Source organism: Streptomyces asoensis (assembly GCF_016860545.1).
Classification (GTDB): Bacteria; Actinomycetota; Actinomycetes; order Streptomycetales; family Streptomycetaceae; genus Streptomyces; species Streptomyces asoensis.
Window position 1 is genome coordinate 2,915,538 of sequence record NZ_BNEB01000005.1, and the last position, 26,307, is coordinate 2,941,844.

Annotated in this window: 17 protein-coding genes and 1 pseudogene; 5 read left to right on the forward strand and 13 right to left on the reverse strand. The window is 73.0% G+C overall.

Annotation, left to right across the window (positions count from 1 at the left end; translation table 11 throughout):
- Positions 1–12: 12 nt before the first annotated feature.
- From Saso_RS35400 to Saso_RS35415, 4 genes are all read right to left on the reverse strand, one after another.
- Positions 13–768, reverse strand: coding sequence for an AIM24 family protein (locus Saso_RS35400; RefSeq protein ID WP_189919961.1), 756 nt, complete (start codon positions 766–768; stop codon positions 13–15).
- An 18-nt stretch (positions 769–786) separates the two neighbouring features.
- Entirely contained in the window at positions 787–1,467 is a 681-nt protein-coding gene (locus tag Saso_RS35405; protein ID WP_189919963.1) for an AIM24 family protein, read from the reverse strand.
- 11 nt (positions 1,468–1,478) lie between these two features.
- A complete protein-coding gene (locus Saso_RS35410; protein ID WP_189919965.1) occupies positions 1,479–3,161 on the reverse strand; it encodes a TerD family protein in 1,683 nt (560 codons plus the stop codon).
- A 143-nt stretch (positions 3,162–3,304) separates the two neighbouring features.
- On the reverse strand, positions 3,305–3,901 hold the full coding sequence (locus tag Saso_RS35415; protein WP_189919967.1) for a M48 metallopeptidase family protein: 597 nt from the start codon (positions 3,899–3,901) through the stop codon (positions 3,305–3,307).
- 241 nt (positions 3,902–4,142) lie between these two features.
- Between Saso_RS35415 and Saso_RS35420 the strand changes: the two genes are divergently transcribed.
- Positions 4,143–5,351, forward strand: a complete 1,209-nt coding sequence (locus tag Saso_RS35420) for a TOMM precursor leader peptide-binding protein (RefSeq protein WP_189919969.1) — start codon at positions 4,143–4,145, stop codon at positions 5,349–5,351.
- The gene (locus tag Saso_RS35425) at positions 5,344–6,723 is read left to right on the forward strand and encodes an ABC1 kinase family protein (protein ID WP_189919971.1); all 1,380 of its coding nucleotides are present in this window, start codon (positions 5,344–5,346) and stop codon (positions 6,721–6,723) included. Before Saso_RS35420 ends, Saso_RS35425 begins: the two co-directional genes overlap by 8 nt.
- A 458-nt stretch (positions 6,724–7,181) precedes the next feature.
- On the opposite strand, the gene Saso_RS35430 is transcribed toward Saso_RS35425, so the two are convergent.
- The 4 genes and pseudogenes from Saso_RS35430 to Saso_RS35445 form a co-directional block, all read right to left on the reverse strand.
- Positions 7,182–7,505: a hypothetical protein gene (locus tag Saso_RS35430; RefSeq protein ID WP_189919973.1), complete on the reverse strand. Its 324-nt coding sequence runs from the start codon at positions 7,503–7,505 to the stop codon at positions 7,182–7,184.
- Positions 7,502–7,870, reverse strand: a complete 369-nt coding sequence (locus Saso_RS35435) for a WhiB family transcriptional regulator (protein WP_037695023.1) — start codon at positions 7,868–7,870, stop codon at positions 7,502–7,504. Before Saso_RS35435 ends, Saso_RS35430 begins: the two co-directional genes overlap by 4 nt.
- A gap of 179 nt (positions 7,871–8,049) precedes the next feature.
- Positions 8,050–8,367 carry a hypothetical protein gene (locus Saso_RS35440; protein WP_189919975.1) on the reverse strand — a complete coding sequence of 106 codons (318 nt, stop codon included), beginning with the start codon at positions 8,365–8,367 and terminating at the stop codon, positions 8,050–8,052.
- A 189-nt stretch (positions 8,368–8,556) separates the two neighbouring features.
- Positions 8,557–10,759 (reverse strand): annotated as a pseudogene (locus Saso_RS35445) (ATP-dependent DNA helicase UvrD2).
- A 217-nt stretch (positions 10,760–10,976) separates the two neighbouring features.
- Between Saso_RS35445 and Saso_RS35450 the strand changes: the two are divergent.
- Positions 10,977–11,219 carry a mycoredoxin gene (locus Saso_RS35450; RefSeq protein ID WP_057603310.1) on the forward strand — a complete coding sequence of 81 codons (243 nt, stop codon included), beginning with the start codon at positions 10,977–10,979 and terminating at the stop codon, positions 11,217–11,219.
- Between the two features lie 78 nt (positions 11,220–11,297).
- Here the strand turns inward: Saso_RS35450 and nudC are convergent, their stop codons facing one another.
- The 5 genes from nudC to Saso_RS35475 form a co-directional block, all read right to left on the reverse strand.
- Complete coding sequence (gene nudC / locus Saso_RS35455; RefSeq protein WP_229901174.1) at positions 11,298–12,242, reverse strand: NAD(+) diphosphatase; 945 nt, start codon at positions 12,240–12,242, stop codon at positions 11,298–11,300.
- A 152-nt stretch (positions 12,243–12,394) separates the two neighbouring features.
- Positions 12,395–13,807 (reverse strand): dipeptidase, encoded by a 1,413-nt coding sequence (locus tag Saso_RS35460; protein ID WP_189919981.1) that lies wholly within the window; start codon positions 13,805–13,807, stop codon positions 12,395–12,397.
- A gap of 10 nt (positions 13,808–13,817) precedes the next feature.
- Positions 13,818–17,489, reverse strand: a complete 3,672-nt coding sequence (locus Saso_RS35465; protein ID WP_189919983.1) for an ATP-dependent DNA helicase — start codon at positions 17,487–17,489, stop codon at positions 13,818–13,820.
- Between the two features lie 104 nt (positions 17,490–17,593).
- Complete coding sequence (locus Saso_RS35470; protein ID WP_189919985.1) at positions 17,594–20,920, reverse strand: ATP-dependent helicase; 3,327 nt, start codon at positions 20,918–20,920, stop codon at positions 17,594–17,596.
- A 347-nt stretch (positions 20,921–21,267) separates the two neighbouring features.
- Positions 21,268–21,654, reverse strand: a complete 387-nt coding sequence (locus Saso_RS35475; RefSeq protein WP_307822334.1) for an MGMT family protein — start codon at positions 21,652–21,654, stop codon at positions 21,268–21,270.
- 185 nt (positions 21,655–21,839) lie between these two features.
- On the opposite strand from Saso_RS35475, the gene Saso_RS35480 reads away from it, so the two are divergent.
- Both Saso_RS35480 and Saso_RS35485 read left to right on the forward strand, forming a co-directional pair.
- Positions 21,840–24,557: a lysylphosphatidylglycerol synthase domain-containing protein gene (locus Saso_RS35480; protein ID WP_189919989.1), complete on the forward strand. Its 2,718-nt coding sequence runs from the start codon at positions 21,840–21,842 to the stop codon at positions 24,555–24,557.
- Between the two features lie 85 nt (positions 24,558–24,642).
- Positions 24,643–26,187 carry an alpha/beta hydrolase gene (locus Saso_RS35485; protein ID WP_189919991.1) on the forward strand — a complete coding sequence of 515 codons (1,545 nt, stop codon included), beginning with the start codon at positions 24,643–24,645 and terminating at the stop codon, positions 26,185–26,187.
- The last annotated feature ends 120 nt before the right edge of the window (positions 26,188–26,307 follow it).

Here is a 26,307-nt window from a genome sequence, read left to right on the forward strand (position 1 = left end):
GCACGGCCGCGGTCAGCTCCAGACGTTGCCCTGGTTCTGCCCGCGCACGCCCTGCTGCCCCATGCCGTACTGGGCGGCCAGACCGGAGCCGATCTGGGCGTTCTGCGGCGGCAGCAGCTCACTGGGCTGGACGAGCGCGTAGCCGCTGCCCATGAAGCTGAGCTCCCAGCCCTCACCCGTGTTGCCGCGCCGGCGCCACACCCCCGAGGAGTGCGTCTGGGCCTGCATCTGCACCCGCAGCCCGGTGGACCAGGCGACGATGGCGTCGGCGTCGCAGTTGACGTACTTGTCCGGCGTGACCTGCATCATCAGCGGCGCGCCCGAGGTCATCAGGGCGACCTTGCCGCGGCCGGTGATGTTGAGCTGGTACTTCCCGGAGCCGGAGATGCCGTACAGGCTGTCCACGGCGATGACCTCGTGGTGCAGCGAGGAGTCCATGGCCAGGACGTAGCTGCTGTCGACCGTGAGGCCGTCCTGGTCGACGTCCATCAGGTGCACGTGCTGGGCGAGGTTGGCGAGGTAGACGGTGCCCTGCCCGTGGCAGCGCATCAGGTCCAGGCCCTCGCCGGTGTACGCCCGCGCGCGTCCCTGCTGGTTGTTCTGGTACTCGGCGTCGAACTCCATCAGGCCCTGGTAGGCGACCATCGTGCCCTTGCGGGCGAGGATGTCGTCGTGACCCTCCAGGGTGACGCGGAGCATCTGCTTGTTCTGAAGACTCCAGCGCTCCTGGGTCTGCGAGTCGTTGTGCGCGAAAAGTGAGCTCTGCATGGCGTTTCTGGCTCCCCCTCAGCCCCGGAACCGGAGGCGGTCGGTGCTGTCCTCACTGGGCTGGACGACGACGATGCCCTGGCCGGAGAAGGCCATCTGGTAGGCCTCGCCGCTGCCCCGGCCGATGAGCGACTGCGCCTTGAAGCTGCGCTTGCCCTTCACCTTGAGGTTCGGCGACCAGGCGACGAGCGCGTCGGGGTCGACGTACGTCTCGTCCTCGCCGCCTCCGCAGTCGACGACGATGGGCTTGCCCCGGGAGGTCAGCGCGACCCACCCCTGACCGGAGATCTTGGTGTTCCACAGACCCTGGCCGGCGAACTTGGCCAGCCCCTTGACGCGCTCGACGCCCCAGGTGAGGTGCGCGTCGAAGGCGAGCAGGTTGGTGGCGTTGACGGAGATGCCGTCGCCGTTGAGGTTGATCACGACGACGTCGGCGCCGTAGTCGGCGAGGTAGAGCAGGCCGTCGCCCGAGCACTTCATCAGGGGCGCGCCCTCGCCGGTCATCCAGTCGCGGGCGATCTGGCGCACGGCGGGCGGGTTCGGCTCGTACTGCACGAAGCCCTCGTAGGCGACCATCGAGCCCACGCGCGCGAGGAGGTCGTTGCCGGTCTGCATGGCGACCTTCAGCATGTGGTTGCCGTGGTTCTCCATACGGGCGGTGACGGGTGCGGGGGCGTAGCCCGCGAATGGCTGGTTCATGACGGGCTCCCTCAGACCTCGTACGGCTGGACGACGATGAAGTTGCCGGGAGCGCCCCGGAACTGGAGGTTGACGCTCTCCCCGGTGTCGCCCGGGTAGGCGTTGCGGCGCATCCGCACCTGGCTGGAGACGACCACCTGGGAGGCGGCCGACCAGGCGACGACGGCGTTGCAGTCGGCGAACGTGGTGGGTGTGACCGGCAGGACGACGGGGGTGCCGTGCGTCTTCACGACGATCGTGCCGGTCCCCTGGAACTGCATGGTGAACAGCGCGCCGCCCGGGATGCCGTGCCCCTCGATGCGGCGGACCTCGTACTGGAGGCTCTCGTCGAAGGCGAGGACGTTCTCCGCGGAGACGCAGATCGCGTCGCCCTGGAGCTCGACCGGGTGCAGGTGGGTGGAGTTGTCGGCGAGGAACACCTGGCCCTGGCCGGTGCAGCGCATCAGCTGCATCTCCTGGCCGGTGGCGTTGCCCACGATCCGGCCGGCGAACCCGGCGCCCTTGTAGCTGAAGTCGACCTTGCCCTGGTAGAGGACCATGCTGCCCTGACGGGCGAGCACGGGCTGGCCGCCCATCCCGAGGTCGACGCGGATCAGCTTCTTGTTCTGCTGCGTCCAGCGCTGTCCGGTGGGCGTCTCCTTGAACTGCTGGAGCGCCGCGGTCACACCGGCGCCGCCCTGGGGGGCGCCCTGCGGCACCCCGTACGTCTGCTGGCCCGGGACCTGTCCGAACGGGGGCTGCTGGCCGAAGCCCGGCGGCTGGGGCGACTGGCCGTAGCCGGGCGGCGCCTGCGGGGCGTGCGGCGCGGGGGGCTGCTGGCCGTACCCGGGCGGCATGGGCGCGGTCGGCGCGGGCCCCTGGCCGTACGGCTGCTGCGGCGGCTGGCCGTACGGCGCGGGTGCCGGGGCGGGGGGCGGGACCTGGCCGCCGCCGGGCGGGGCCAGGGGCGCGACGATGGTCGGCGCGGCGTGCACCGAGGGCGCGGGCGCCGGTGGGGCGGGCGGCGGGGTCGCGCCGGGCGGCGGCGCGAAGCCCTGCGCGGCCGGCTGCGGCTGCGCGGGAGCGGGGGCCGGCGCGGTCGCGGACGGGGCGCCGAACGCGGGCGGCGCGAAGCCGGGAGCGCCCGCTCCGGTCTGCGGCTGCTGCGGCGCGGCGGGCGCCTCCTCCTCCGCGACCTCGCCGCCGAAGTTCTTCAGCAGCGCGTCCAGGCCGCCGTCGAAGCCCTGGCCGACGGCCGCGAACCGCCACACGTCCTTGAGGTAGAAGTCGCCCAGCATGACGGCCCGCTCGCTGCTGAACTCGGAGCCGTTGAACGCGTAGCGGGCCACTTCCTCGCCCCCCGCGACGATGCGCAGGTAACCGGGGCCGATCTGCGACATCTGCCCGGCGCCGTCGAGCGTCGCCGTGAAGGACAGCTTGTGGATCTGCGGCGGGATCCGGTCGAGGGTGACGCGGAAGGACTCCGTGTCACCCGCCTGGGCGCCCAGGAGCTGGATGGACTCCTCGGGTGACTTCGGCTGGTTGAAGAAGACGAAGTACCGGTCGTCCGAGAGCCGCTCGTCGGCGTCGAGGCCGAAGCAACTGATGTCGAAGGTCAGGCCGGGGGCGGTGATCTGCACGCCTACGTACAGATCGGTGCCCGCGGTGAGGTCACTGATCCTGGCCTTGTGGCCGCGCTGGAATTCCCTGGGCATGCGTGTCGACCGTCCCCCATCCCGATGGTGAATGCGTCGCGCCAGGCTAACCGCAAAGTCGGACAACGCACGATGTCGGTACAGACCCGGTACACAACCGGCGCCGGGCGCCGCGGGGACCGATCCGCCGCGAGCGCCGCAGGTCACTCCTCGTTCGCGCCGGACAGGTGGGGCAGGCGCTCGGCCGCGACGACGCCCTCGAGGTAGCCGCGGGCACGCTCGGTGCGCGGGTACGCCTCGAGCAGGCGCCAGAAGTCGGGGCCGTGGCCGGGCACGAGCAGGTGCGCCAGCTCGTGGGCGAGGACGTAGTCGATGACGTACTCGGGCATGCCCTTGAGCCGGTGCGACAGGCGGATGCTGCCCTCGGCGGGGGTGCACGAGCCCCAGCGGGTGTTCTGGTTGGTCACCCAGCGCACGGAGGCGGGCCGGGCCCGGCCGCCGAAGCACTGGGCCGACAGCCGCGCGGCGCGCTCGGCCAGCTCGGCGTCGCCCGGCACCCGCCGGCTCTCCTGGGCCGCGAGCTTGTCGAGCATGACGCTCACCCAGCGTTGCTCCTCGGCCTCGGACATCCGGGCGGGGATGAGCACGATGGTGCGGTCGCCCTCACGGTACGCGGAGACCGTGCGCCGTCGGCGGGCGCTTCTGCGGACCTCGATCGCGCTCGTCCGGGAGCCGCTCGGCGGCTGGCTCGTCGTACCGCGCTGTGATGTTCCGGCGCGGTGGAGTGGGTCGGCGGACACGCCACGACGTTACCCGCTGCACATGGGAGAAGTCCCGGCTCCGGGGCGGTTCGGTTCGGATCGAACCTGCCTCTTTTGCCTCGTTCGACGGATTTATACGATGAATGCCCTGGCCTGTGGACAACTTTCGGCACGCCCCGACCGGGTCCGGGCATGCTGGCGGTCGTCGGCGGAGCGAGGACACCCCCACGCCCCCGCTCCGCCGATGTGACGGGGAGTTTCCAGGAACACGGGGGCCCAGATGCATCCGACGGTGAAGCCCGCACTGCGGCGCGGGTGGCGTGACCTCAATACCGTGCAGTTCGGGATGACCCCGGCGCACGCGCTGACACTCGGCCCGGTCGACACGGCCACGGGCAGTTTCCTCGACCTCATGGACGGCACCCGGGGGCTCCCGCTCCTGCGTGAGGAGGGCCGCCGTATGGACCTGCCCGACGGCCATGTCGACCGGCTGGTCCAGCGGCTTGCGCGGGCCGGAGTGCTCGACGACGCCCGCGGCGGCGGTGCGCGGGCGGCCGCCCTGCGCGAGAGCGGTCAGGTGATGGACCGGCTGCGGCCCGAGCTGGCCGCGCTGTCCCTCCTGACGTCGGAACCGGCCGACGCGATCGAAGGGCTGGCCGCCCGGCGTGGGCTGCGGGTCCAGGTGCGGGGCGCCGGCCGGGTCGGCACGGCGTTGGCCGCGCTGCTGTCGGCCGCGGGGGTCGCCGAGGTGGAGGTACGCGACGGCGGCCTGGTGGAGGCGGCGGACGTCGCCCCGGGCGGTCAGCCCGCCGAGGCGATCGGCGAGCGGCGCGACGAGTCCGCCCGCCGCGCCGTACGCCGGGCCGCCCCGGGTCCCGCGCCGCGCAGGAGCACGGCGTCACCGGCGGAGCAGGCGGGCGGCTTCTCCCTGGTGGTGATCGCCCCGCGGGACGAGGTGTCCGTGCACGCGCCGTCGCCCACGGCGGCCGAACCCCTGATCGCGTCGGGCACACCGCACCTGTACGCCGGAGTGGTGGAGGGGACCGGGGTCGTCGGCCCGCTGGTCCTGCCGGGCGAGACGGGCTGCGCCGGATGCCTGCACCACACGCGCACCGATCTGGACCCGGCCTGGCCGCGGCTGGTCGCGCAGTGGCACTCCGGCAGAAGGCGTGCGGCGGGCGCGTGCGACGTGACAATGGCCACGGCCGTCGCCGGCCTGGCCGCCGCGCACGCGCTCATGTTCCTGGACGGCCGGACCCCGTCGAGCGCGGGCGCCCGTTGGGAGATCGCGGCACCGGCCCTGCGGTGGCGGAGCCGGCCGCTGCTCCCCCACGGCGCGTGCCCGTGCGGCGCGTCACGCAAAGGTAAGCGGGAACACACCCCCGAGGACCGCGAACCACACGCGACAATGGCAGTGCAGCATTCGACGGAGTTTCGCCGTACGACGGACACGGCGCGGCTGGCTGGGACTTGGAGGGCGCATGTCTGATCTTCCCCGCAAGGCGGTCACCCGGACCGCCAGGCTCGCCACGCTCCCGCTCGGTTTCGCCGGGCGGGCCACCTGGGGTCTGGGCAAGCGGATCGTGGGCGAGTCCGCGGAGATCGTCGGCCGCGAGCTCCAGCAGCGCACCGCCGAGCAGCTCTTCAAGGTGCTGGGCGAGCTCAAGGGCGGGGCGATGAAGTTCGGGCAGGCCATGTCCGTCTTCGAGTCCGCCCTCCCCGAGGAGGTCGCCGGGCCCTACCGGGCGGCCCTCACCAAGCTCCAGGACGCGGCACCGCCGATGCCGACCCGCACGATGCACGCGGTGCTCGCGGAGCGGCTCGGCGAGGACTGGTCCGAGCTGTTCCTGGAGTTCGACGACAAGCCTGCCGCGGCGGCGTCGATCGGCCAGGTGCACCGGGCGGTGTGGCACGACGGCCGGGAGGTCGCCGTCAAGGTCCAGTACCCCGGCGCCGGTGAGGCCCTGCTCTCCGACCTGAGCCAACTGAGCCGCTTCGCCCGCCTGTTGGGCCCGCTCATCCCGGGCATGGACGTGAAACCCCTGATCTCCGAGCTCAAGGACCGGGTCTCCGAGGAACTCGACTACGCCCTGGAGGCACAGGCCCAGCAGGCCCACGCCGAAGAGTTCGCGGACGACCCCGACGTGGTGGTCCCGGCGGTGGTCCACCAGTGCGACCAGGTCCTGGTCACCGAGTGGATCGACGGAGTCCCCCTGTCCGAGGTGATCAACGAGGGCACCAAGGAGCAGCGCGACCGGGCCGGCCAGCTGCTCTCCCGCTTCCTCTTCTCGGGACCGGCCCGCACCGGTCTGCTCCACGCCGACCCGCACCCCGGCAACTTCCGTCTGCTGCCCGGCGGGCCCGACGGCCCGCAGGACTGGCGGCTGGGCGTCCTGGACTTCGGCACGGTGGACCGGCTCCCCGGCGGCCTGCCGGACCCGATCGGCGAGTCCCTGCGCATGACCCTCGACGGTGACGCGGAGGCGGTCTACGAACTCCTGCGCCGGGAGGGTTTCGTCCGCGACTCCATCGAGCTGGATCCCGACGCCGTCCTCGACTACCTCGTGCCGATCATCGAGCCGGCCCAGGTGGAGGAGTTCACGTTCACCCGCGGCTGGATGCGCAGTCAGGCGGCCCGGATCGCCGACCCCCGCTCGCCCGCCCATCAGCTGGGCAAGCAGCTCAATCTCCCCCCGGCCTACCTGCTGATACACCGGGTGACGCTCAGCACCATCGGCGTGCTGTGCCAGCTCGGCGCGACGGTGCGGCTGCGCGAGGAACTCCAGGAGTGGCTGCCCGGGTTCCGCGCGGCGGACACCCTGGAGACGTTCGAGGCGGAGGAGTCGGCCGCCGAGGTGTGAGCCGGCCGGGGCGGGCCAGGACCCGGGGGCCACGGGTCTCTCACCCCCCGGTGTGACGCGTTTCACCTCGCGTCCTTCACCACCACTGCGAATCCAGTCGTCCCTCGATCGCCCTGAGGTGCTCGCGGGAGCAGGCCTCGCAGTAGTGGAGCCGTCCTCCAGGGGCCAGGTCCAGGTCAGGGGCGGTGGCTCGTCGGCCCGGGCACCGCAGCGTGCGCACACGAGGGTGCGGGACTCCGCCGCGCGAGGGTCGGGGCCGCCGCCCGGGCGCCGGGCATCATCCGCCGGATCCTCCGGGGCACCGTCTCCGGGAACACTCGTCACCCTCCGGACGATACGCCGCCGCGGTGGATCCACCGCGAACGCACCGCGGGGGCCGGTCCGTTCGGACGGACCGGCCCCCGCGGGGAAGGTTTCGCCCCCCTCGGTCGGGAGGCCACCGCTTCAGGTGTGGGTGATCACTGCATCACGGCCATGGCGAGCGCCCGCCGGGCGCGCATCGAGGCGCGCTCGGCACGGCGCTGCATCCGGCGGGCGGTCGCCAGGCGCATGGCCCTGCGCTCCCGCTCGGCCTGGTGCAGGCGGTCGTGCATATGCGCACGAGCCAGGGCTTCTGGGATGAGTTGCATCTCGCGTGTCCTGTTCTGACGCGAGTCGTACGCGCCACTGGTGGTGATGTCTTCGGTAGCGGAGCCTGCGGGCTCGCTGGGGAACGGCTTCATCGGGGCCTGCTTCTTGGGGTCTTGCGTGAGGGGACGGTCGATCGTTCCTGCGGTGTTCATGCCGTGACCGGGTTCTTGCGCGGGCGGCCACGCGGCCGCTTGCGGGCGACGACGACGCCCTGGACGAACAGCTCGCCACCCCAGACGCCCCAGGGCTCACGCCGCTCCTTGGCGCCGGCGAGGCAGGCCTCCATCAGCGGGCAGGTACGGCAGAGGGACTTGGCGTACTCGACGTCGGCCGGGGACTCGGCGAAGAAGACCTCCGGGTCGTAGGAACGGCAGGGGACGGGTACGCCGAGGTTCTCGATGGCGTCGTCGAGCGCGGTGAGCGCCGTGAGCGGGGTCAAGGTGGAGTCCTCCGTGAGGCCGGGCGGGGAGATCGTTTCGGAAGGCGGTACTGACGGGGCGTGCGCTTCGAGTTGCACGGATCGTCTTCCTCGTCTGGTCGGTCCGGTCCTGTGGGACCGGTGTCGGCTGGGTACCGGGTTCTTTTCTTGTCCCGAGGCCCCTTCGCTCCGCCGTCCCCGTTGTTTCGGGGAAAACAGAAGGGCCGCGGATCCCGGGTGGGGTTCCGCGGCCCTGAAGGCGCCGGCCTGATCGAAGATCAGGCTGGATCACTCCAGGGTTCTGGCCCACGGAAGGCCCACATCAGGTGGTGCTGGGTCGTCTGCTTCCGGACTGCGGCACCGGCAGCCGCAAAGGCATAGGCCTGCGCCTGTGCCCCTACTGCTTCCAGTGCCTCGGTCGGTCGCTCATTGCGCTCACGGCCGGGAAGACCCAGGGAGGCAACGGAGGAGGACGCAGGCCGGTCGGCACGGATGCCGGACAGACCGGTGCCCAGGAACGAGGCGTCGAGAATGCACGTGGAGACGACCGAGTGATCGGTCAGTTTGGCGGTGGAGCTGCTGTTGATGATCATCACTGGAATCGCCTCCTCTCGGCGTCTCGGGGGACCGGGGGTGAGTCCGGTCCGGCGGGTATGCAAGTACAGCACGGAATCAGGGCCTTCGAGAAGGCCGCCGTTCCGGTGTCTAAGAACCTATGGGGATTGCCGGGGCATGCGCAAACTATTTTTCCGACGAGTTCGGATCAGTTCCGCGACGGGCTGTCCTCAGCCCTCCTCGTCGTCCCCTCCCACGTCGTGGCCTGCGCAGATGGCGAGGACGTCGGCCCCGTACCGGTGGAACTTGCGCACGCCGACCCCCGGGATCCGCGCGAGCTCGCCCTCCTCCTCGGGGACGGTCTCGGCGATCGCCATCAGGGTCTTGTCGGTGAAGACGCAGAAGGCCGGCTGCCCCGCACGCCGCGCCTGGACGGCCCGCCAGTCGCGCAGCCGTTCGTAGAGCCCCTCGTCCATGTCGGAGGGACAGTCCTCGCAGCGCATCAGCTTCATCTCGCCGGCGTCGGTCAGCGTCCGTCCGCAGACCCGGCAACGGGCCGGCGTCCGCTGGGTCCGCCGGCGCACGAGGGGGGCGCCGGCCGCGGCGCCGGTGAAGCCGCGTTCGATACCGCCGGCGCCACCGCCCGCGGCGCGGCCGACGGCCGCCCCCGAACCGGGGCGCAGGCCGTCGAGGAAGCGGCTGGGACGACGGCTCGGGCGGCCGCCCGGAGAGCGGGAGAGCGCCCAGGAGACGTGCAGGCGTTCCCGGGCCCGGGTGACCCCGACGTAGAGGAGGCGGCGCTCCTCCTCGATCTGCTCGTCGGTTCTGGCGTAGGTGATCGGCATCATGCCCTCGGCGACCCCGACCAGGAAGACGACGTCCCACTCCAGGCCCTTGGCCGAGTGCAGGGAGGCCAGGGTGACGCCCTGGACGGTCGGGGCGTGCTGGGCGTTGGCCCGTTCGTCGAGCTCGGCGACCAGGTCGGCGAGCGAGGCCCCCGGCTGGGCTGCGGCGAAGTCCTGCGCGAGGCCGACCAGCGCGGCCAGGGACTCCCAGCGCTCCCTGACGGCCCCGGAGCCCGCGGGCGGCTGCGGTGTCCAGCCCTCGCCGGACAGGACGGCACGCACCTGGGAGGGCAGGTCCACGGCGTCCTCGAGGAGCGTGTCGTTGCCGCCGAAGCGGGCCGCGCCACGCAGGGCGACGCCCGCCTTGCGCACCTCGGGGCGGTCGAAGAAGCGCTCGGCGCCCCGCAGCTGGTAGGGGATGCCGAGGTCGGCGAGGGCCTGTTCGTAGGTCTCGGACTGGGCGTTGGTGCGGAAGAGGACGGCGATCTCCGCGGCCGGGACACCGGCGTCCAGGAGATCGCGGATCCGGCGGGCGGCTCCCTCGGCCTCGGCGGGCTCGTCCGGGTACTCGGTGTAGCCGGGCTCGGGTCCCGGGTCGCGCTGGGAGACCAGCTCCAGGCGGTGGTCGGCGGCCCGTCCGCTGGCCTGGGAGAGCAGACCGTTGGCGAGGTGGACGACCTGCGGTGTGGAGCGGTAGTCGCGGACCAGCTTGACGACGGTGGCCCCGGGATGGCGGGTGCGGAAGTCCAGGAGGTGGTCGGGGGTGGCCCCGGTGAAGGAGTAGATCGTCTGGCTCGCGTCACCGACCACGCACAGGTCGTCCCGCTCGCCGAGCCACAGTTCCAGCAGCCGCTGCTGGAGCGGGCTGACGTCCTGGTACTCGTCGACCACGAAGTGCTGGTACTGGGCGCGGACCTGCTCGACGATGTCGGCGCGGTCCTGGAGGACGGCGACGGTCCAGCAGGACGTCCTCGAAGTCGATGACGCCGCGCTGCCGCTTGACGTCCTCGTAGGCGGAGTACAGCTGGGCGATCTCGGCGGGGTCGCGGGGGATGTCGCGGCCCGCCTTGACGGCGGCGGGCGCGTAGTCCGCGGGGACGGTCTGGGTGACCTTGGACCACTCGATCTCGGCGGTGACGTCCCGCAGCTCGCCGCGGTCGAGGCGGACCCGGCAGGCGGCGGCCGCGTCGGCGACGAGCTGGATCTTGCGGTCGACGAGCCGGGGCAGTGAACCACCGATCGCTTTCGGCCAGAAGTACTGGAGCTGGCGCAGGGCCGCGGAGTGAAAGGTGCGGGCCTGGACGCCCTGCGCGCCGAGCTGGCGCAGCCGGCCCCGCATCTCCCCGGCGGCCCGGTTGGTGAAGGTGACGGCCAGCACACTGGAGGGCTGGAGGATGCCGGCGCGCACACCGTAGGCGATGCGGTGGGTGATCGCCCGGGTCTTGCCCGTGCCCGCTCCGGCCAGCACGCACACCGGACCGCGCAGGGCGGTGGCCACCTCGCGCTGCTCGGGGTCGAGCCCTTCGAGCACCGCGTCGGCCGAGTCCGGTACCTGCGGGAAGAGAGGGGAGTGCGTTGCTGCTGTCACATGGCCATGCTGCCAGGTCGGCGGGGAAGGGCGGGGCGGTTGTCCACAGGCGGGCCCTTGCGGTCGTACTGATGCGGCGAGTGTCACCTCCTCGTGCGGCGAGTGTCACTTCGCTCGTCGGCACCTCACCGTGCCCTGCGGGAATGGTGGCCCTTTCACGTACGTTCTCCCCCGTGCGACCACCTGTCCCCCGACCCGCCGAAGGAGCATGACAGACATGCTGGGCACTGTGACGATGTACAGCACCACCTGGTGCGGCTACTGCCAGCGGCTGAAGAAGCAGCTGGACCGCGAGGGCATCGGATACACCGAGATCAACATCGAGCAGGACCCGGAGTCCGCGGCGTTCGTGGAGAAGGCGAATGGCGGAAACCAGACGGTTCCGACCGTGCTGTTCCCCGACGGGTCGACGCTGACGAACCCGTCGCTGGCGCAGGTGAAGCAGAAGATCGGCGCGTGACCTGAGCGCTGAGGCAAAGGGCGGCTCCCGGATCTCGGGAGCCGCCCTTCTCACGCCGTCGGCCGGTCGGGCCCCGGGTCAGACGAGGCTGCGCGTCGGCAGGGGCTTGCCGTACCAGAGCTCGATCAGCCGGGCCGCGATGGAGATGCCGTAGGGGGGCAGCACCTCGCCGGCCTCGAACGCGGCGCCGAGTTCGTCGCGTGAGAACCAGCGGGCCTCGTGGATCTCGTCGCCGTCGACGTCGATCTCGGTCGAGGTGGCGCGGGCCATGAAGCCCAGCATGAGGCTGGACGGGAACGGCCACGGCTGGCTGGCGATGTAGTCGACCTGTCCGACGGTGACGCCGGCCTCCTCGAAGACCTCGCGTCGCACGGACTGCTCGATGGACTCGCCGGGCTCGACGAATCCGGCGAGGGTCGAGAAGCGGCCCTCGGGCCAGTGGACCTGGCGGCCCAGGAGGATGCGGTCCTCCTCGTCCGTGACGGCCATGATCACCGCAGGATCGGTGCGCGGGTAGTGCTCGGCACCGCAGGCGGGGCAGCGGCGGATGTGACCGGCGGCGGCGATCACGGTCCGCTCGCCGCAGCGCGAGCAGAAGCGGTGCAGACGCTGCCAGTTCTCCAGCGCCACCGCGTGGACCATCAGTCCGGTGTCGCGCGGCGACAGCAGCAGACCGGCCTCGCGCAGACCGGCCGGGCGGGCGGACTGGTCGATGCGGCCCGGCAGCGCGTCCTTCTGGAGGGCGAAGTAGCTGACGCCGTCCTCGTCGGTCCCCAGGAAGTAGCGGTGCGCCTCGGTGAGGGGCGCCTCGAACGACGGGGTCATGACGAGTTCGGTGCGGCCGTCGGACGTCTCGTCGATGAGGACCTGGCCGCCGGAGACGACGAAGCAGCGCGTCGTGGGGTGGCTCCACGCCGCGGCCAGCCAGGCCTCGTCGAGCCGGTGGTGGGCGGCGCGGTCGACACCGCTGGGCGCGGTGAGCGAGATGGGTCGATCGGCGTTCTGGTCGGTCCAGGTGGTCACGGGTACTTCCAACTCCCCCGGTGGAACGGTTGTTTCGGCGGGCGGTTCAGCGGGACGTACGGCAGAGGACCGGTTCCGGTGCGGTGTCGCGGTGCGGGGCGGCCTTTCCAGTGTGCCCCGCGCGCGTGCCCCCTCCGGACCGAGCGGGGGCGTCAGGGCGCACGACGCCAGGTGTCGGCCAGGTCCCCCCAGAGGTGGGCGCTGGTCTCGACGCCCTTGAACAGCAGATCCAGCTCGACCTTCTCGTTCGGCGCGTGCCAGCCGTCCGAGGGGACGGAGATGCCCAGGAAGAGCACGGGGGCGCCGAGGACCTCCTGGAGGTCGGCGGCCGGTCCCGAACCGCCCTCCCTGGTGAAGCGGACGGGTCCTTCGAAGGCACGGCCCATGGCGCGGACCACGGACCGCAGCGCCGGGTGGTCGAGCGGGGTGAGACACGGGCGCGTGGCCGGGCTGAAGGTGATCTCGTGGCGGATCCCGGCGGGCAGACGCTCGGCGGCCCAGACCCGCACGGCCTTCTGCACGTGCTCCGGGTCCTGGCCCGCGACCAGCCGGAAGGACAGTTTCACGAAGGCCGAGGAAGGGATGATCGTCTTGCTGCCGGCGCCCTGGTAGCCGCCGCCGATGCCGTTGACCTCGGCGGTGGGGCGGGCCCAGACGCGCTCCAGGGTGGTGTGTCCCGCCTCGCCGTACGCCGCGTGCGACCGGGCGGTGCGCAGCCACCGGGCCTCGTCGAACGGCAGCTCGGCGAAGAGCTCGCACTCCCGGTCGGTGAGCTCGACGACGCCGTCGTAGAAGCCGGGAACGGCCACGCGCGCGTGCTCGTCGTGCAGGGCCGCGACGAGGCGGGCGACCTCGGTGGCCGGGTTGGGCACGGCGCCGCCGAAGGACCCGGAGTGGATGTCCTGGTCGGGCCCGAAGAGCCGGATCTCGCACTCGGCGATGCCGCGCATGCCGGTGCAGACCGTGGGGGTGTCCTCGGACCACATCCCGGTGTCGGAGACGACCACCGCGTCCGCCGCGAGCCGCTCGGCCCGCTCCTCGACCAGGGCGCGGAAGTTCGGGGAGCCGGACTCCTCCTCGCCCTCGATCAGCAGCTTGAGGTTGACGGCGGGGGCACTGCGGCCGGTGGCGGCGAGGTGGGCGCGGACGCCCAGGGTGTGGAAGAAGACCTGGCCCTTGTCGTCGGCCGCGCCCCGCGCGTGGAGGCGGTTGCCGAGGACGGCGGGCTCGAAGGGGTCGGTGTCCCAGCCGTCCTCGCGGGCGGCGGGCTGCACGTCGTGGTGGCCGTAGACCAGGACGGTGGGGGCCTGCGGATCGCCGGACGGCCACTGCGCGTAGACGGCCGGCGCGCCCGGGGTCTGCCAGACCTCGACGGTCGGGAAGCCGGTCTCCGTCAGCTTCGCCGCGAGCCAGTCGGCGCTGCGCCGCACGTCGGGGGCGTGGTCGGGCTGGGCGGACACCGACGGGATGCGCAGCCACTCGGCGAGGTCGTCGAGGAAGGCCGCGCGGTGCTGCTCGATGTACGTGCGAACGGCGCTGACGGCACTGTCAACGGTATGGCTCATGGTCACGAGCCTATCGGCCCGCGCGGTCGTCCTCGCCGGGCCCTCGCGCGCCGTCCGCCCGCGCGGCCGGGCCGTCGACGCCGCCCCCGGAGCCCTCTTCCCCGGTCAACAGGCGCTCCAGCGCGGCACGATCGGGCAGACCCTCCGGTCGGACGACGTCCCCGCTGCGCACATAGAGGAACGCCGCTGTGACGGATTCCACGGGGACCCCCTGCTGCTCGGCCCAGGCGAGCCGGTAGAGGGCGAGCTGGAGCGGGTCGGCGGTGCGGGCGCGGTGGGTCTTCCAGTCGACGATGTCGTACGTGGCCGTGTCTCCGTCGCCTTCCTTGTAGACGGCGTCGATCCGGCCCCGGACGACGCGGCCGGCGAGGGCGAGCTGGAAGGGGGCCTCGACGCGGTAGGGGGTGCGGTGGGCGTACTCGGTGCGCTCGAAGGCCTCCTTGAGCTCTTCCAGGTCTCGTTCGTCGGCGATATCGGCGTCGTCGCCGGGCAGCTCGTGCGGCTCCAGCAGCGGGAGCGTCAACTCCTCGAAACGGGCCTCCACCCAGGCGTGGAACCGGGTGCCCCGGCGCGCGGCGGGTTGCGGGGGGCGTGGCATGGGGCGCGCGAGTTCCTGCGCGAGCCCGTCGGGGTCGGCGGCCAGCCGCAGCACCTGCGAGGCGGTGAGGGTGGTGGGCAGGGGCACGTCCGTGACGCTGCGGCGGGCGCGCAGCAGCTCTCCGGCGAGCGCGTCGAGGTCGCGGTCCCAGGAGGCGACGGCGCGGGCCTCCTCGGGGGTGAGGGAGGTCCGGCGCGCACGGGCCGCGGGGGCCTCGGGGGCGGTCGCCTGGTGGGGCACGGTGGGACGGCCGGGCCGGGCCGGGTCCCGGCCGGGGGCGTCGTCGAAGGGCGCGTCGTCGAAGGGGGTCTCCGCGAACCGGGCCTCGTCGAACGGGTCGGACTCGCCGTGCGGCGGACCGCCGGGGGGCGCGTCGTCGTCCGGGGACGCGTCGTACGGGGAGTCGTCGTACCCGGGCTCGTCGTAGGGAGCCTCGTCGTACGGAGGCTCGTCGTAGGGGGGCTCGTGGTCGTGCTGCCCGTGGGCGGGGTCGTCCTCGTCCGAGGGCGGTGGCCAGTCCGGGTCCTCGTAGGTGTCCGGGTCGTGGGCGGCGCCGGGGTGACCGTCCTGGTGGGAGGCGAGGTCCTCCAGGTGCGCGAGGACGGTCTCGGCGGCGGCCCGGCGGCGGGCGAGGGCGTCGTCGTCCAGGGGGAGCGGCCACACCTGGTCGGCCGTCGCGCGGTGCAGGACGGGGTTCTCCTCGTCCTCGGCCGGCTCGTCCGCCCAGGCCTCGATCTCGCCGTGTCCGGCCGCGCAGTGGTCGTGGAGCGCGTGGAGGAAGGCGGACGGGCCGCGGGGCTTCTTCTGGGTGGGACCCCACCAGTGGCCGGAGCCGAGGAGCAGCGAGCGCGGGCGGGTGAAGGTGACGTAGCCGAGGCGGAGCTCCTCGGTGTGCTGGTGGTCCTTCATGGCCTCGTGGAAGGCCTTCATGCCGCGCGCGTCGAAGGAGTCGAGGCCGGGGAGGGTGTCGGCGTCGCCGCGCAGTTCGTGCGGCAGCACCTTGGCCTGGGCCGTCCACTTCTCGCGGCCCTGGCCGCTGGGGAACGTGCCGGTGACCAGACCGGGGACGACGACGACGTCCCACTCCAGGCCCTTGGACTTGTGCGCGGTGAGCACCTTGACGGTGTTCTCTCCGCCGGGGAGGGCGTTGTCGAGGCCCTTCTCGTACTGGGCGGCGGTGCGCAGGAAGGCGAGGAAGGCCAGCAGGCTCGCCTGGCTCTCGGTCGCGGCGAAGGAGGCGGCGACGTCGAGGAAGTTGGACAGCGTCTCGCGGCGCCGGGCGGCCAGGGCGTGCGGGGAGGCCGACAGTTCGACCTCCAGGCCGGTGACGGCGAGCACGCGGTGCAGGACGTCCATGAGCGGGTCGGCCAGGGAGCGGCGCAGGTCGCGCAGCTCGGTGGCCAGTCGCGCGAACCGTACGCGCGCGTCGGGCGAGAAGGGCAGTCCGTCGTCGTCCCCGGTACCGCCGTCGCTGTAGAGGGGGGTCTCCAGGAAGGTGTCGAGGGCGTCCGCGAGCGATATCACCTCGGACGGGTCGACCCCCTCGACGGCCTCGGCGAGGCGGCGGTCCGGGTCGTCGTCGCCCCCGCGCGCGTGGGTCACGAGCAGCCGTGCCCGCCGTCCCAGGAGGGCGAGGTCGCGGGGGCCGATGCGCCAGCGCGGGCCGGTGAGCAGGCGGACCAGCGAGGCGTTGGCGCCGGGGTCCTGGAGGACCTCGCAGACGGCGACGAGGTCGGCGACCTCGGGCAGGTGCAGCAGTCCGGAGAGTCCGACGACCTCGACGGGGACGTCCCGGGCGACCAGGGCGGCCTGGATCTCCGCGAAGTCCGTGGCCGTGCGGCACAGCACGGCGATCTCGCCGGGGGCCTTGCCGGTGCGCACGAGGTGGGCGACGGAGTCGGCGATCCAGTCCATCTCCTCGGCGTGGGTGTCGAGCAGGGCGCAGCGGACCACTCCGTCGCGTTCGGCGCCGGGGGCCGGGCGCAGTGCCTCCACGCCCGCGTGCATGGCGCGCAGCGGTTCGGCCAGGCCGTTGGCGAGGTCCAGGAGGCGGCCGCCGCTGCGGCGGTTCTCGCTGAGGGACTGGCGGCGGGCCGTGCCGCCGTCGGCGTGCGCGAAGTGTTCGGGGAAGTCGTCGAGGTTGGCGACGGAGGCCCCGCGCCAGCCGTAGATGGCCTGGCAGGGGTCGCCGACGGCGGTCACGGGGTGCCCGGTGCCGCCGCCGAAGAGGCCGGCCAGGAGGACGCGCTGGGCGACCGAGGTGTCCTGGTACTCGTCGAGGAGGACGACGCGGAACTCGTCGCGCAGCAGCGGCCCCACCTCGGGAACCTGGGCGAGCCGGGCCGCCAGGGCGATCTGGTCGCCGAAGTCGAGCAGGTCGCGTTCCCGTTTGGCGGCGCGGTAGCGCAGCACCAGGTCGGCCAGTTCGCGCCGGGCGGCGGCCGTCTCGGGCACCTTGCGCAGGTCGGCGTTGGTGAGCCTGGCGCCTGCGAGTGCGCCGAGCAGTCCGGCGTCCCACGCGCGCAGGTCCTCGGGCCGTACGAGGTGTTCGGCCAGTTCGGCGTCGAGCGCGAGGAGGTCGCTGATCAGGTCGGCGAAGGAGCGGGTGAGCGAGGGGTAGGGGCCGGGGGCCTCGCGCAGGACGCGTGCGGCGAGCTGGTAGCGGGTGGCGTCGGCGAGCAGGCGGGACGTCGGTTCCAGACCGATGCGCAGACCGTGGTCGGTCAGGAGGCGGCCCGCGAAGGCGTGGTAGGTGGAGATCACCGGTTCGCCCGGCGGGTCGTCGGGGTCGATGAGGTCGGGGTCGGTCACGCCCGCCCTGACCAGTGCCTTGCGGACGCGCTCGGCGAGTTCCCCGGCGGCCTTGTTGGTGAAGGTCAGACCGAGGACCTGGTCGGGAGCCACCTGGCCGGTGCCGACCAGCCACACCACGCGCGCGGCCATCACCGTCGTCTTGCCCGACCCGGCTCCGGCCACGATCACCTGCGGGGCGGGCGGCGCGACGATGCAGGCCGTCTGCTCCGGGGTGAAGGGGATCCCGAGGAGCTCCTTGAGCTGCTCGGGATCGTTGATGCGGGCGGGCATGGGGAGAGGCTAGCGGCGAGCACTGACAGTCGATGACAAATCGCCCGCACGGACCGGGAGAACCGCAGGTCAGCACGTGTGGTGCGGTCCGTCACACGCCCCCGTCACTCGACCACGTGCCGCCCCTCGGGCCGGGCGCTGCACGAGGCGCGGAACGCGCAGTGGGTGCACTGCTGGCCGGAGGTCGGGGTGAACCGCTCGTCGAGGACCTTGCCGGCCGCCGTGGCGAGCAGCTCACCGACCCACTCCCCCGACCCGCCGTCGAGGGCCTCCTGCGCCTGCACCTTGGGCAGGCTCTCGCCGCCGTCCCGCTTGGCGGCGCTCTGACGCAGCTGGACGAGCTCGGCGCCGCCCGGCGCGGGCCGGACGCCGTCGAAGGCCTCGTCGAGGGCGCCCTCACGGACGGCCAGCTGGTAGACGGCGAGCTGGGGGTGGCGCTCCACCTCGCGCGCGGTCGGCGCGTGTTTGCCGGTCTTGAAGTCGACGACGTAGGCGCGGCCGTCGGCGTCGGCCTCGACGCGGTCCATCTGGCCGCGGATGCGCACCTCGTACCCGCCCGCTTCGAGGGTGACGTCGAAGTCGTGCTCGCTGGCGACGGGCGTGCGGCCCGCCCGGTCCATCACATGCCACTTCAGGAAGCGTTCGAGCGCCACACGCGCGTGGGTCTTCTCCTGCGCGGACTTCCACGGCGCGTCGAAGGCGAGGGCGTTCCACACGGAGTCGAGGCGCTCCATGAGGACGTCGAGATCGGCCGGGGTGTGCCCGGAGGCGACCTCGTCGGCGAGGACGTGGACGACGTTGCCGAAGCCCTGCGCGGCGGTGGCGGGCGCGTCGGCCTTCACCTCACGGCCCAGGAACCACTGGAGGGCGCAGGTGTTCGCGAGCTGGTCCAGGGCGCTGCCGGAGAGCACGACGGGCTGGTCGCGGTCGCGCAGCGGCACCTTGCTCTCGGTCGGCTCGAACATGCCCCACCAGCGGTACGGGTGGGCGGCCGGCACCAGCGGCCTGCCGTCCTCGTCGGCGAGCGCGGCCAGCCGGGCCAGGCGGCGGGCGGCGGCCTCGCGCAGGACGGCGGAGGCGCGGGGGTCGACCGTCGTGGCGCGCAGTTCGGCGACCAGCGCGGCGACCGCCAGGGGGCGGCGCGGGCGGCCGGTGACGTCCTTGGGTTCGACACCGAGTTCGGTGAGGAAGCGGGAGGGCTGGTCGCCGTCGTCGGCGGGTGCCTTCACGGCGGTGACGACGAGCCGCTCCCGCGCGCGCGTGGCGGCGACGTAGAACAGGCGGCGCTCCTCGGCGAGCAGCGCGCCGGGCGTGAGCGGCTCGGCGAGTCCGTCGCGGCCGATGCGGTCCGCCTCCAGGAGGGAGCCCCGGCGGCGCAGGTCCGGCCACAGACCCTCCTGGACGCCGGCCACGACGACCAGCCTCCACTCCAGGCCCTTGGCGCGGTGGGCGGTCATCAGACGTACGGCGTCGGGGCGCACGGCCCGGCGGGCGAGCGTGTCGGCGGCGATGTCCTCGGCCTCGATCTCGGCCAGGAAGTTCAGGGCGCCCCGGCCTCCGGTGCGCTCCTCCGCGCGCGCGGCGGTGGCGAACAGGGCGCACACGGCGTCCAGGTCCCGGTCGGCGTTGCGGCCCGCCGCGCCGCCGCGCCGGGCCGCCCGCTCCAGGCGCCCGGGCCAGGGCGTGCCGTCCCACAGCGCCCACAGGGCCTCCTCGGCCGTGCCGCCGCGGGCGAGGCCCTCGCGGGCCGTCGCCAGCAGCGCGCCGAGGCGCTGCGCACCGCGCGCGTACGTGGGGTCGTGGGCGACCAGCCGCTCCGGTTCGGCGAGGGCGCGGGTGAGCAGCTCGTCGGAGGGCGGTGGCAGGGGGTCGCCCGCGGCGCGCTCCTCCTCGCGCAGCGCCCGTCCGAGGCGGCGCAGGTCGGCGGCGTCCATGCCGGCCAGCGGGGAGGCGAGGAGGGTGAGGGCGGTCTCGGTGTCGAGCCAGCACGCGCGCGAGGCCGCGTCGGCGTCCTCGCCTTCCGGCGGCGGGGCGGAGGCCTCGGCGGTCGCCACCGCGCGCAGGGCGGTGAGCAGGGGCGCCACGGCGGGTTCGTGGCGCAGGGGGAGGTCGTCGCCGTCGATGTCGAGGGGGACGCCGGCGGCGGTCAGGGCGCGCCGGACCGTCGGGATCGTGCGGGCGCCCGCACGTACCAGGACGGCCATCCCGCTCCAGGGCACACCGTCCTCGAGGTGGGCGCGGCGCAGGATGTCGGCGACGTTGTCCAGCTCGGTGCCGGTGGTCGGATACGTGTAGACCTCGACCCGGCCGCCGTCGCGTGCGGCGGTCAGTTCGCGGTGGGCACGGACCTTCTCGGCGGGCAGGCGGGTCAGGGGCATCCGCTGGGTGAGCAGCCGGGTGGCGGCCAGCAGGCCGGCGCCCGAGCGGCGGGAGGTGCGCAGGACCTCCACGGGGGCGGGACGGCCGTCCGGGCGGGGGAAGTCCTCGGGGAAGTCGAGGATGCCGTTCACGTCGGCGCCGCGGAAGGTGTAGATCGACTGGTCGGGGTCGCCGAAGGCGACGAGGTCGCGGCCGCCGCCCGCGAGGGCGCGCAGCAGCCGCACCTGGGCGGGGTCGGTGTCCTGGTACTCGTCGACGAACACGGCGTCGTACTGCGCGGCGAGCCGCCCGGCCGTCTCGCGGCGGTGGGCGAGGAGGACCGCGCGGTGGACGAGTTCCGCGTAGTCGATCACTCCGTGCAGGTCCAGCACGTCGAGGTACTCGGCGAGGAAGGAGGCGGCGGCGCGCCAGTCGGGGCGGCCGATGCGGTGCGCGAAGGCGTCCAGGGCGGCCGGGTCGAGGCCCAGTTCGCGGCTGCGGGCGAGGACGGCGCGGACCTCGTCGGCGAAGCCGCGTGTGGTCAGGCAGGCGCGCAGCTCGTCCGGCCAGCGCACGTGCGCGAGGCCGAGCCGTTGCAGGTCGAGCTGGCCGGCGAGCAGCTCGCGGACGGCGACGTCCTGTTCGGGGCCGGACAGCAGCCGCAGGGGTTCCACGAACAGGTCGGCGTCCTGATGGGCGCGGACCAGGGCGTAGCAGTAGGAGTGGAAGGTGGTCGCCCGGGGGGCGCGGGCGGCGCCCATGCGGTGCGCCATCCGGTCGCGCAGTTCCACGGCGGCCTTGCGGCTGAAGGTGAGCACCAGGATGCGCTCGGGGTCGCCGCCCCGGGCGACACGGGCCGCCACGGACTCGACCAGCGTGGTGGTCTTCCCGGTTCCCGGGCCCGCGAGGACGAGCAGGGGGCCGGACCCGTGGTCAACCACGGAGCGCTGTGCGGCGTCCAGCTGAGGGGGATCCACCCGGACCGGCGGGGTACGCACCAGTCGGTGAGCGCCACGGTTCCCCTGTCGCCCCTGGGGGTACGACAGACGGCTGGTGGAGAAAGAGGAGCTCACGTGGTTCGCCGGTCCTGGTGGGTGTACTGGTCGAGGAAGCACCGCTCGGGAAGAGCGGTGGTCACGGGATGAGGGGGACGCGCGCAGCCGACGCTACGCCGAGGAACGGTCCGGAAGGACGGCTTCCGCTTGTTCTCTCCCGGCCCGCACGCCCGCCGCGACCCGCACAGCCTTCAGGGCCCTCACGCCTCGCACAGCCCTCACGCCCTTTCCGGCCCGCATGTCCCGCGCATCCCGCACGTCCGTCGCCTCTCGAACGTACGCCATCGCGCCGACGTGCCCCGTTTGCGCGGTTTCCCCCGTACGAGCCACAGGCTCCCCTCCACCCCCTCCGATGGCGGAAGCTGTCAGGTGTGACCTTCCGCGCGTTCACCGCCGTCCCACCGCGCCCGCTTCATGTCGAGGCGCGGCAGGTGTCCCGCGGCGGCCCGGGCCGCCTGCTTCAGCGGCGTGCCCTCGACGCGGTAGTGGTCCAGCGCCCGCAACTCGTGCCCCGGGAGGAGCAGGCCGTCCGCGCGCACCACACGCCACCACGGGACGGCACCGCCGTAGAGGGCCATCACCCGGCCGACCTGTCTCGGCCCGCCCTCCTCCAGCCACTCCGCGACGTCCCCGTACGTCATGACCCGCCCGGGCGGGATCAGCTCCGCGACCTCGAGGACCCGCTCGGCGTACTCCGGCAGCTCGTCGGTGTACTCCGGGCGGGCGTCGTCCGGAGGGCTCTGCTCGCTCATCCGCCCCATCCTGCCCCACGGCACCGACAATGCGACGGGCCCGCGACCCTGTGTGATGCTCGCCCCCGTGCGAGGCTTCGGGCAGACTGTGCGCCCCGCGTTTGCACCCTGATGCCCCCGTGTGTCGGTGCGGCATGCCACCATCGTGCGGGCGGTGACCGGTGATACGAGATCAAGAAGAGACGATGAAGCAGCAGGGCGTGCATCCTGAGGGCGCGGACAGCACCTCTGACGCTGCCGCGCGCCCGGACACCGCCGCCGAGGTACCGGAAGCCGACGTACCGGAGGCCCAGGTAACGCAAGACGCGCACACCGACGAGGTCGAGGGCGACGAGCCGCTCCTCCCCGCGCGCGTGCACCGCCCCTCCGACCTCATGCGACTGCTGGTCGGCGTCCTCGCCGTCATGCTGCTCCTGGGCATCGCCGCCTTCGCGCACGGGACGACCTCGGGCCTCGAACAGGACATCAACAAGGGCACCGGACAGGCGCCCGATCTCCTCATCAAGATCGCGGGCCTGGCGTCCAGCATCGCGATCCTGCTGGTGCCGGTCGCGTTCGCGATCGAGCGGCTGATCAAACGCGACGGACTGCGCATCGCCGACGGCGTGCTCGCCGCGGTCCTCGCGCACGGTGTGACCCTCGCCACCGACCTGTGGGTCGCCAAGGGCGCCCCGGACTCGATCCAGGAGGCGCTCACCCAGCCCTCCCCCGGCGACATCCACGCCCTCACCGACCCGGTGCACGGCTACCTGGCGCCCGTCATCGCCTATATGACGGCCGTCGGCATGTCCCGCCGGCCGCGCTGGCGCTCGGTGCTGTGGATCGTGCTGCTCCTCGACGCCTTCTCGATGCTCGTCACCGGCTACACCACACCGTTCTCGATCATCCTCACGGTGCTGATCGGCTGGACGGTGGCGTACGGGACGCTGTACGCGGTCGGCTCGCCGAACGTGCGCCCCACAGGGCGCACGCTGATGGCGGGCCTGCGGCACGTCGGCTTCCACCCGGTGAGCGCGGCCCGCGAGGAGGCGCCGGACGCGGCGGAGAACGACCGGGGCAGACGCTACTTCGTCACCCTGGAGGACGGCCCGCCGCTCGACGTCACCGTGGTCGACCGCGAACAGCAGGCCCAGGGGTTCTTCTACCGCGCGTGGCGCAACCTCACCCTGCGCGGCTTCGCCACCCGCAGCAGCCTCCAGTCGCTGCGCCAGGCACTCGAGCAGGAGGCGCTGCTCGCCTACGCGGCCATCGCGGCCGGCGCCAACGCGCCGAAGCTGATCGCCACCTCCGAGCTCGGCCCCGACGCGGTCATGCTCGTCTACGAGCACACCGGCGGCCGCACCCTCGACTCGCTGGCCGACGACGAGATCACCGACGAGCTGCTGCGCAACACCTGGCTCCAGGTGCAGGCGCTCCAGTCGCGGCGGATCGCCCACCGCAGGCTGGCCGGCGACGCGATCCTGGTGGATCGTTCCGGCACCGTGATCCTCACCGATCTGCGCGGCGGCGAGATCGCGGCCGGCGATCTGCTGCTGCGCATGGACGTCGCCCAGCTCGTGACGACGCTCGGCCTGCGGGTGGGCGCCGAGCGGGCGGTGGCCTGCGCGGTGGGCGTCCTCGGGCCGGACGCGGTCGCGGACTGTCTGCCGATGCTCCAGCCCATCGCGCTCACCCGCTCCACGCGCGCGACGCTGCGCCGACTGGCACGCGAGCGTGCGCAGCGCGAACGCGAGGCCGTCCTGGAAGCCTCCCAGCAGGCGAAGCAGGCCCGTCTGGAGGCGGCCGGGCACGGCACCGGACCCGTCGTCCTGGAGAAGCCGGACAAGAAGGCCGTCCGCGCGGAGGCGCGGGCCGAGAAGCGGGCCATCGACGACGCGATCGAGGAAGCCCGCGAGGAGGATCTGCTGACGCAGATCCGGCACCAGGTCCTGCTGATCCGTCCGCAGGCACCGGTCGAGCCCGCCCGCCTCGAGCGGGTGCGGCCGCGCACCCTGATGAGCTTCATCGCCGGCGCCATCGGCGCCTACTTCCTGCTCACGCAGCTGACCCACATCGAGTTCGGTCCACTGGTCGCCAACGCCGAGTGGGGCTGGGTGGCCGCGGCCGTCCTGTTCTCCGCGGCGAGCTACGTGGCGGCGGCGATGAGCCTGCTGGGCTTCGTGCCCGAACGGGTGCCCTTCCCGCGGACCGTGGCCGCGCAGGTCGCCGGGTCGTTCGTGAAGATCGTGGCACCGGCCGCGGTCGGCGGGGTCGCCCTCAACACCCGCTTCCTCCAGCGCTCGGGCGTGCGGCCCGGCCTCGCGGTGGCCAGCGTCGGCGCCTCGCAGCTGTTCGGACTCGGCTGCCACATCCTGATGCTGCTGTCCTTCGGCTATCTGACCGGCACCGAGAAGACCCCGTCGCTGTCGCCGTCCCGCACGGTCATCGCCGGTCTGCTCACGGTGGCGGTCCTGGTGCTCGTGGTGACCTCGGTGCCTTTCCTGCGCAAGTTCGTCGTCACGCGCGTGCGGTCGCTGTTCGCCGGTGTCGTGCCGCGCATGCTCGACGTCCTCCAGCGGCCGCAGAAGCTGGTCACCGGCATCGGCGGCATGCTCCTGCTCACCGCCTGCTTCGTGATGTGCCTCGACGCCTCCATCCGCGCGTTCGGCGACGAGTCGACCTCGCTCAGCATCGCCAGCGTCGCCGTCGTCTTCCTCGCCGGAAACGCGCTCGGTTCGGCCGCGCCGACCCCGGGCGGGGTCGGCGCCGTCGAGGCGACCCTGACGGTCGGTCTCATCGCGGTCGGACTGCCCAAGGAGGTCGCGGCTCCCGCGGTGCTCCTCTTCCGTCTGCTGACGCTGTGGCTGCCGGTGCTGCCGGGCTGGCTGGCCTTCAACCACCTGTCCCGCAAGGGCGCCCTGTAGAGCCGCTCCGCCGCGGGGCGCGCGCCGGTACCTCGTACGGCCCGCGCCCCGCGCGCGGGCCCGGGGCCGACCGCAGGATGGGATCATGCCCAGCCCCTGCCGCCTGCGCGCCGCCGCCGTGACCGTCACCGCCCTGCTGCTGACCTGCTCGGTGGCGGGCTGCGGCGGCGACGCGCAGGACGAGGACCTGACGGCCCAGGAGCTGAGCTGGAAGGACTGTCCGGCCCCGTCCCAGGCGGAGGGCGGCGGCAGCGCCCCCTCCCCGCTGCCCGACGGCGACGCGTGGCAGTGCGCCACCATGCAGGCGCCCCTGGACTGGGACGACCCCGAGGGCGACACGATCGGCATCGCGCTGATCCGGGCCCGCGCGAGCGGTGACGAGAGCCGCCGGATCGGCTCGCTGATCTTCAACTTCGGCGGTCCCGGCGGCTCGGGCGTCTCCACCCTGCCCGCCTTCGGCGACGAGTACGCGGCCCTGCGCACCCGCTACGACCTCGTCAGCTTCGACCCGCGCGGGGTCGGGCGCAGTGCCGGCGTCCGGTGCGAGAACGACCGGCAGCTCGACGCGTACTTCCAGCAGGACGGCACACCGGACGACACCGCCGAGCGCACCGCGCTGCTCGCACACACCAAGGACTTCAACACGGCCTGCGAGAAGAACTCCGCCAGGATGCTGCCCCACGTGCGGACCACCGACGCGGCCCGGGACATGGACCTGATGCGCCAGGTGCTGGGCGACGACCGGCTGTACTACTTCGGCATCTCCTACGGCACCGAACTGGGCGGTGTGTACGCCCACTTGTTCCCCCGGCACGTGGGACGCGCCGTGTTCGACGCCGTCGTCGACCCGACGCAGGACGCCGAGCAGAGCTCTCTCGGGCAGGCGCGGGGCTTCCAGCTCGCGCTCGACAACTTCGCCGCCCACTGCACCTCCGGGACCCAGGACTGCCCCGTCGGGGACACCGCCCAGGACGTCGAGAACCGCATCGCGGACCTGCTGCGGACCCTCGACAAGAAGCCGCTCCCCGGCATCTTCCCGCGCCTGCTGACCCAGAGCGCCGCGACCAATGGCATCGCGCAGGCGCTGTACTCGCAGGATTTCTGGGAGTACCTCACCGAGGGCCTGGAGCAGGCCTACTCGGGCGACGGCAAGGTCCTCATGCTGCTGTCCGACCTGATGAACGGCCGGAGCGAGAACGGCGAGTACAGCAACATCACGGCCGCCAACGTCTCCATCAACTGCGCCGACGACAAGCCGCGTTACTCGACCGCTCAGGTGCAGGAGAAGCTGCCGCGGTTCCGTGCCGCGTCCCCCGTGTTCGGGGACTTCCTGGCCTGGTCCCTGGTCGGCTGCACGGACTGGCCGGTGCCCGGCGCCGCCGACCACCCGGACGTCGGCGCGCCGGGGTCGGCGCCGATCCTCGTCGTGGGCAACACCGGCGACCCGGCGACCCCGTACCAGGGGGCCCGCAAGATGGTGGACGCGCTGGGCCGCGGGGTGGGCGTCGAGCTGACCTACAAAGGCCAGGGACACGGCGCGTACGGCAGCAAGAACACCTGTGTCCAGAGCGCCGTGAACGGCTACCTGCTGGACGGAAAGGTGCCCGCCGCGGGCACGGTCTGCTCCTGACCCGCCCCCGAAGCACCGATGAATGCTCAGGTCAGAGGGTTATCCACAGGCTCCGACGGGCTGGTCGCCCGCCACCTACCATGGCCTGACAGCCGCCCGCCGCCGAGCGCGGACGGCCCA

Bases quoted from the DNA above. Each gene is read 5' to 3' on its own strand.
- Saso_RS35425 (WP_189919971.1), top strand. From the start codon at position 5,344: ATGTCTGATCTTCCCCGCAAGGCGGTCACCCGGACCGCCAGGCTCGCC.
- Saso_RS35405 (WP_189919963.1), bottom strand. From the start codon at position 1,467: ATGAACCAGCCATTCGCGGGCTACGCCCCCGCACCCGTCACCGCCCGT.
- Saso_RS35400 (WP_189919961.1), bottom strand. From the start codon at position 768: ATGCAGAGCTCACTTTTCGCGCACAACGACTCGCAGACCCAGGAGCGC.
- Saso_RS35410 (WP_189919965.1), bottom strand. From the start codon at position 3,161: ATGCCCAGGGAATTCCAGCGCGGCCACAAGGCCAGGATCAGTGACCTC.
- Saso_RS35465 (WP_189919983.1), bottom strand. From the start codon at position 17,489: ATGCCCGCCCGCATCAACGATCCCGAGCAGCTCAAGGAGCTCCTCGGG.
- Saso_RS35480 (WP_189919989.1), top strand. From the start codon at position 21,840: ATGAAGCAGCAGGGCGTGCATCCTGAGGGCGCGGACAGCACCTCTGAC.
- Saso_RS35420 (WP_189919969.1), top strand. From the start codon at position 4,143: ATGCATCCGACGGTGAAGCCCGCACTGCGGCGCGGGTGGCGTGACCTC.
- Saso_RS35485 (WP_189919991.1), top strand. From the start codon at position 24,643: ATGCCCAGCCCCTGCCGCCTGCGCGCCGCCGCCGTGACCGTCACCGCC.
- Saso_RS35450 (WP_057603310.1), top strand. From the start codon at position 10,977: ATGCTGGGCACTGTGACGATGTACAGCACCACCTGGTGCGGCTACTGC.
- Saso_RS35460 (WP_189919981.1), bottom strand. From the start codon at position 13,807: ATGAGCCATACCGTTGACAGTGCCGTCAGCGCCGTTCGCACGTACATC.
- Saso_RS35475 (WP_307822334.1), bottom strand. From the start codon at position 21,654: ATGAGCGAGCAGAGCCCTCCGGACGACGCCCGCCCGGAGTACACCGAC.
- Saso_RS35430 (WP_189919973.1), bottom strand. From the start codon at position 7,505: ATGAACACCGCAGGAACGATCGACCGTCCCCTCACGCAAGACCCCAAG.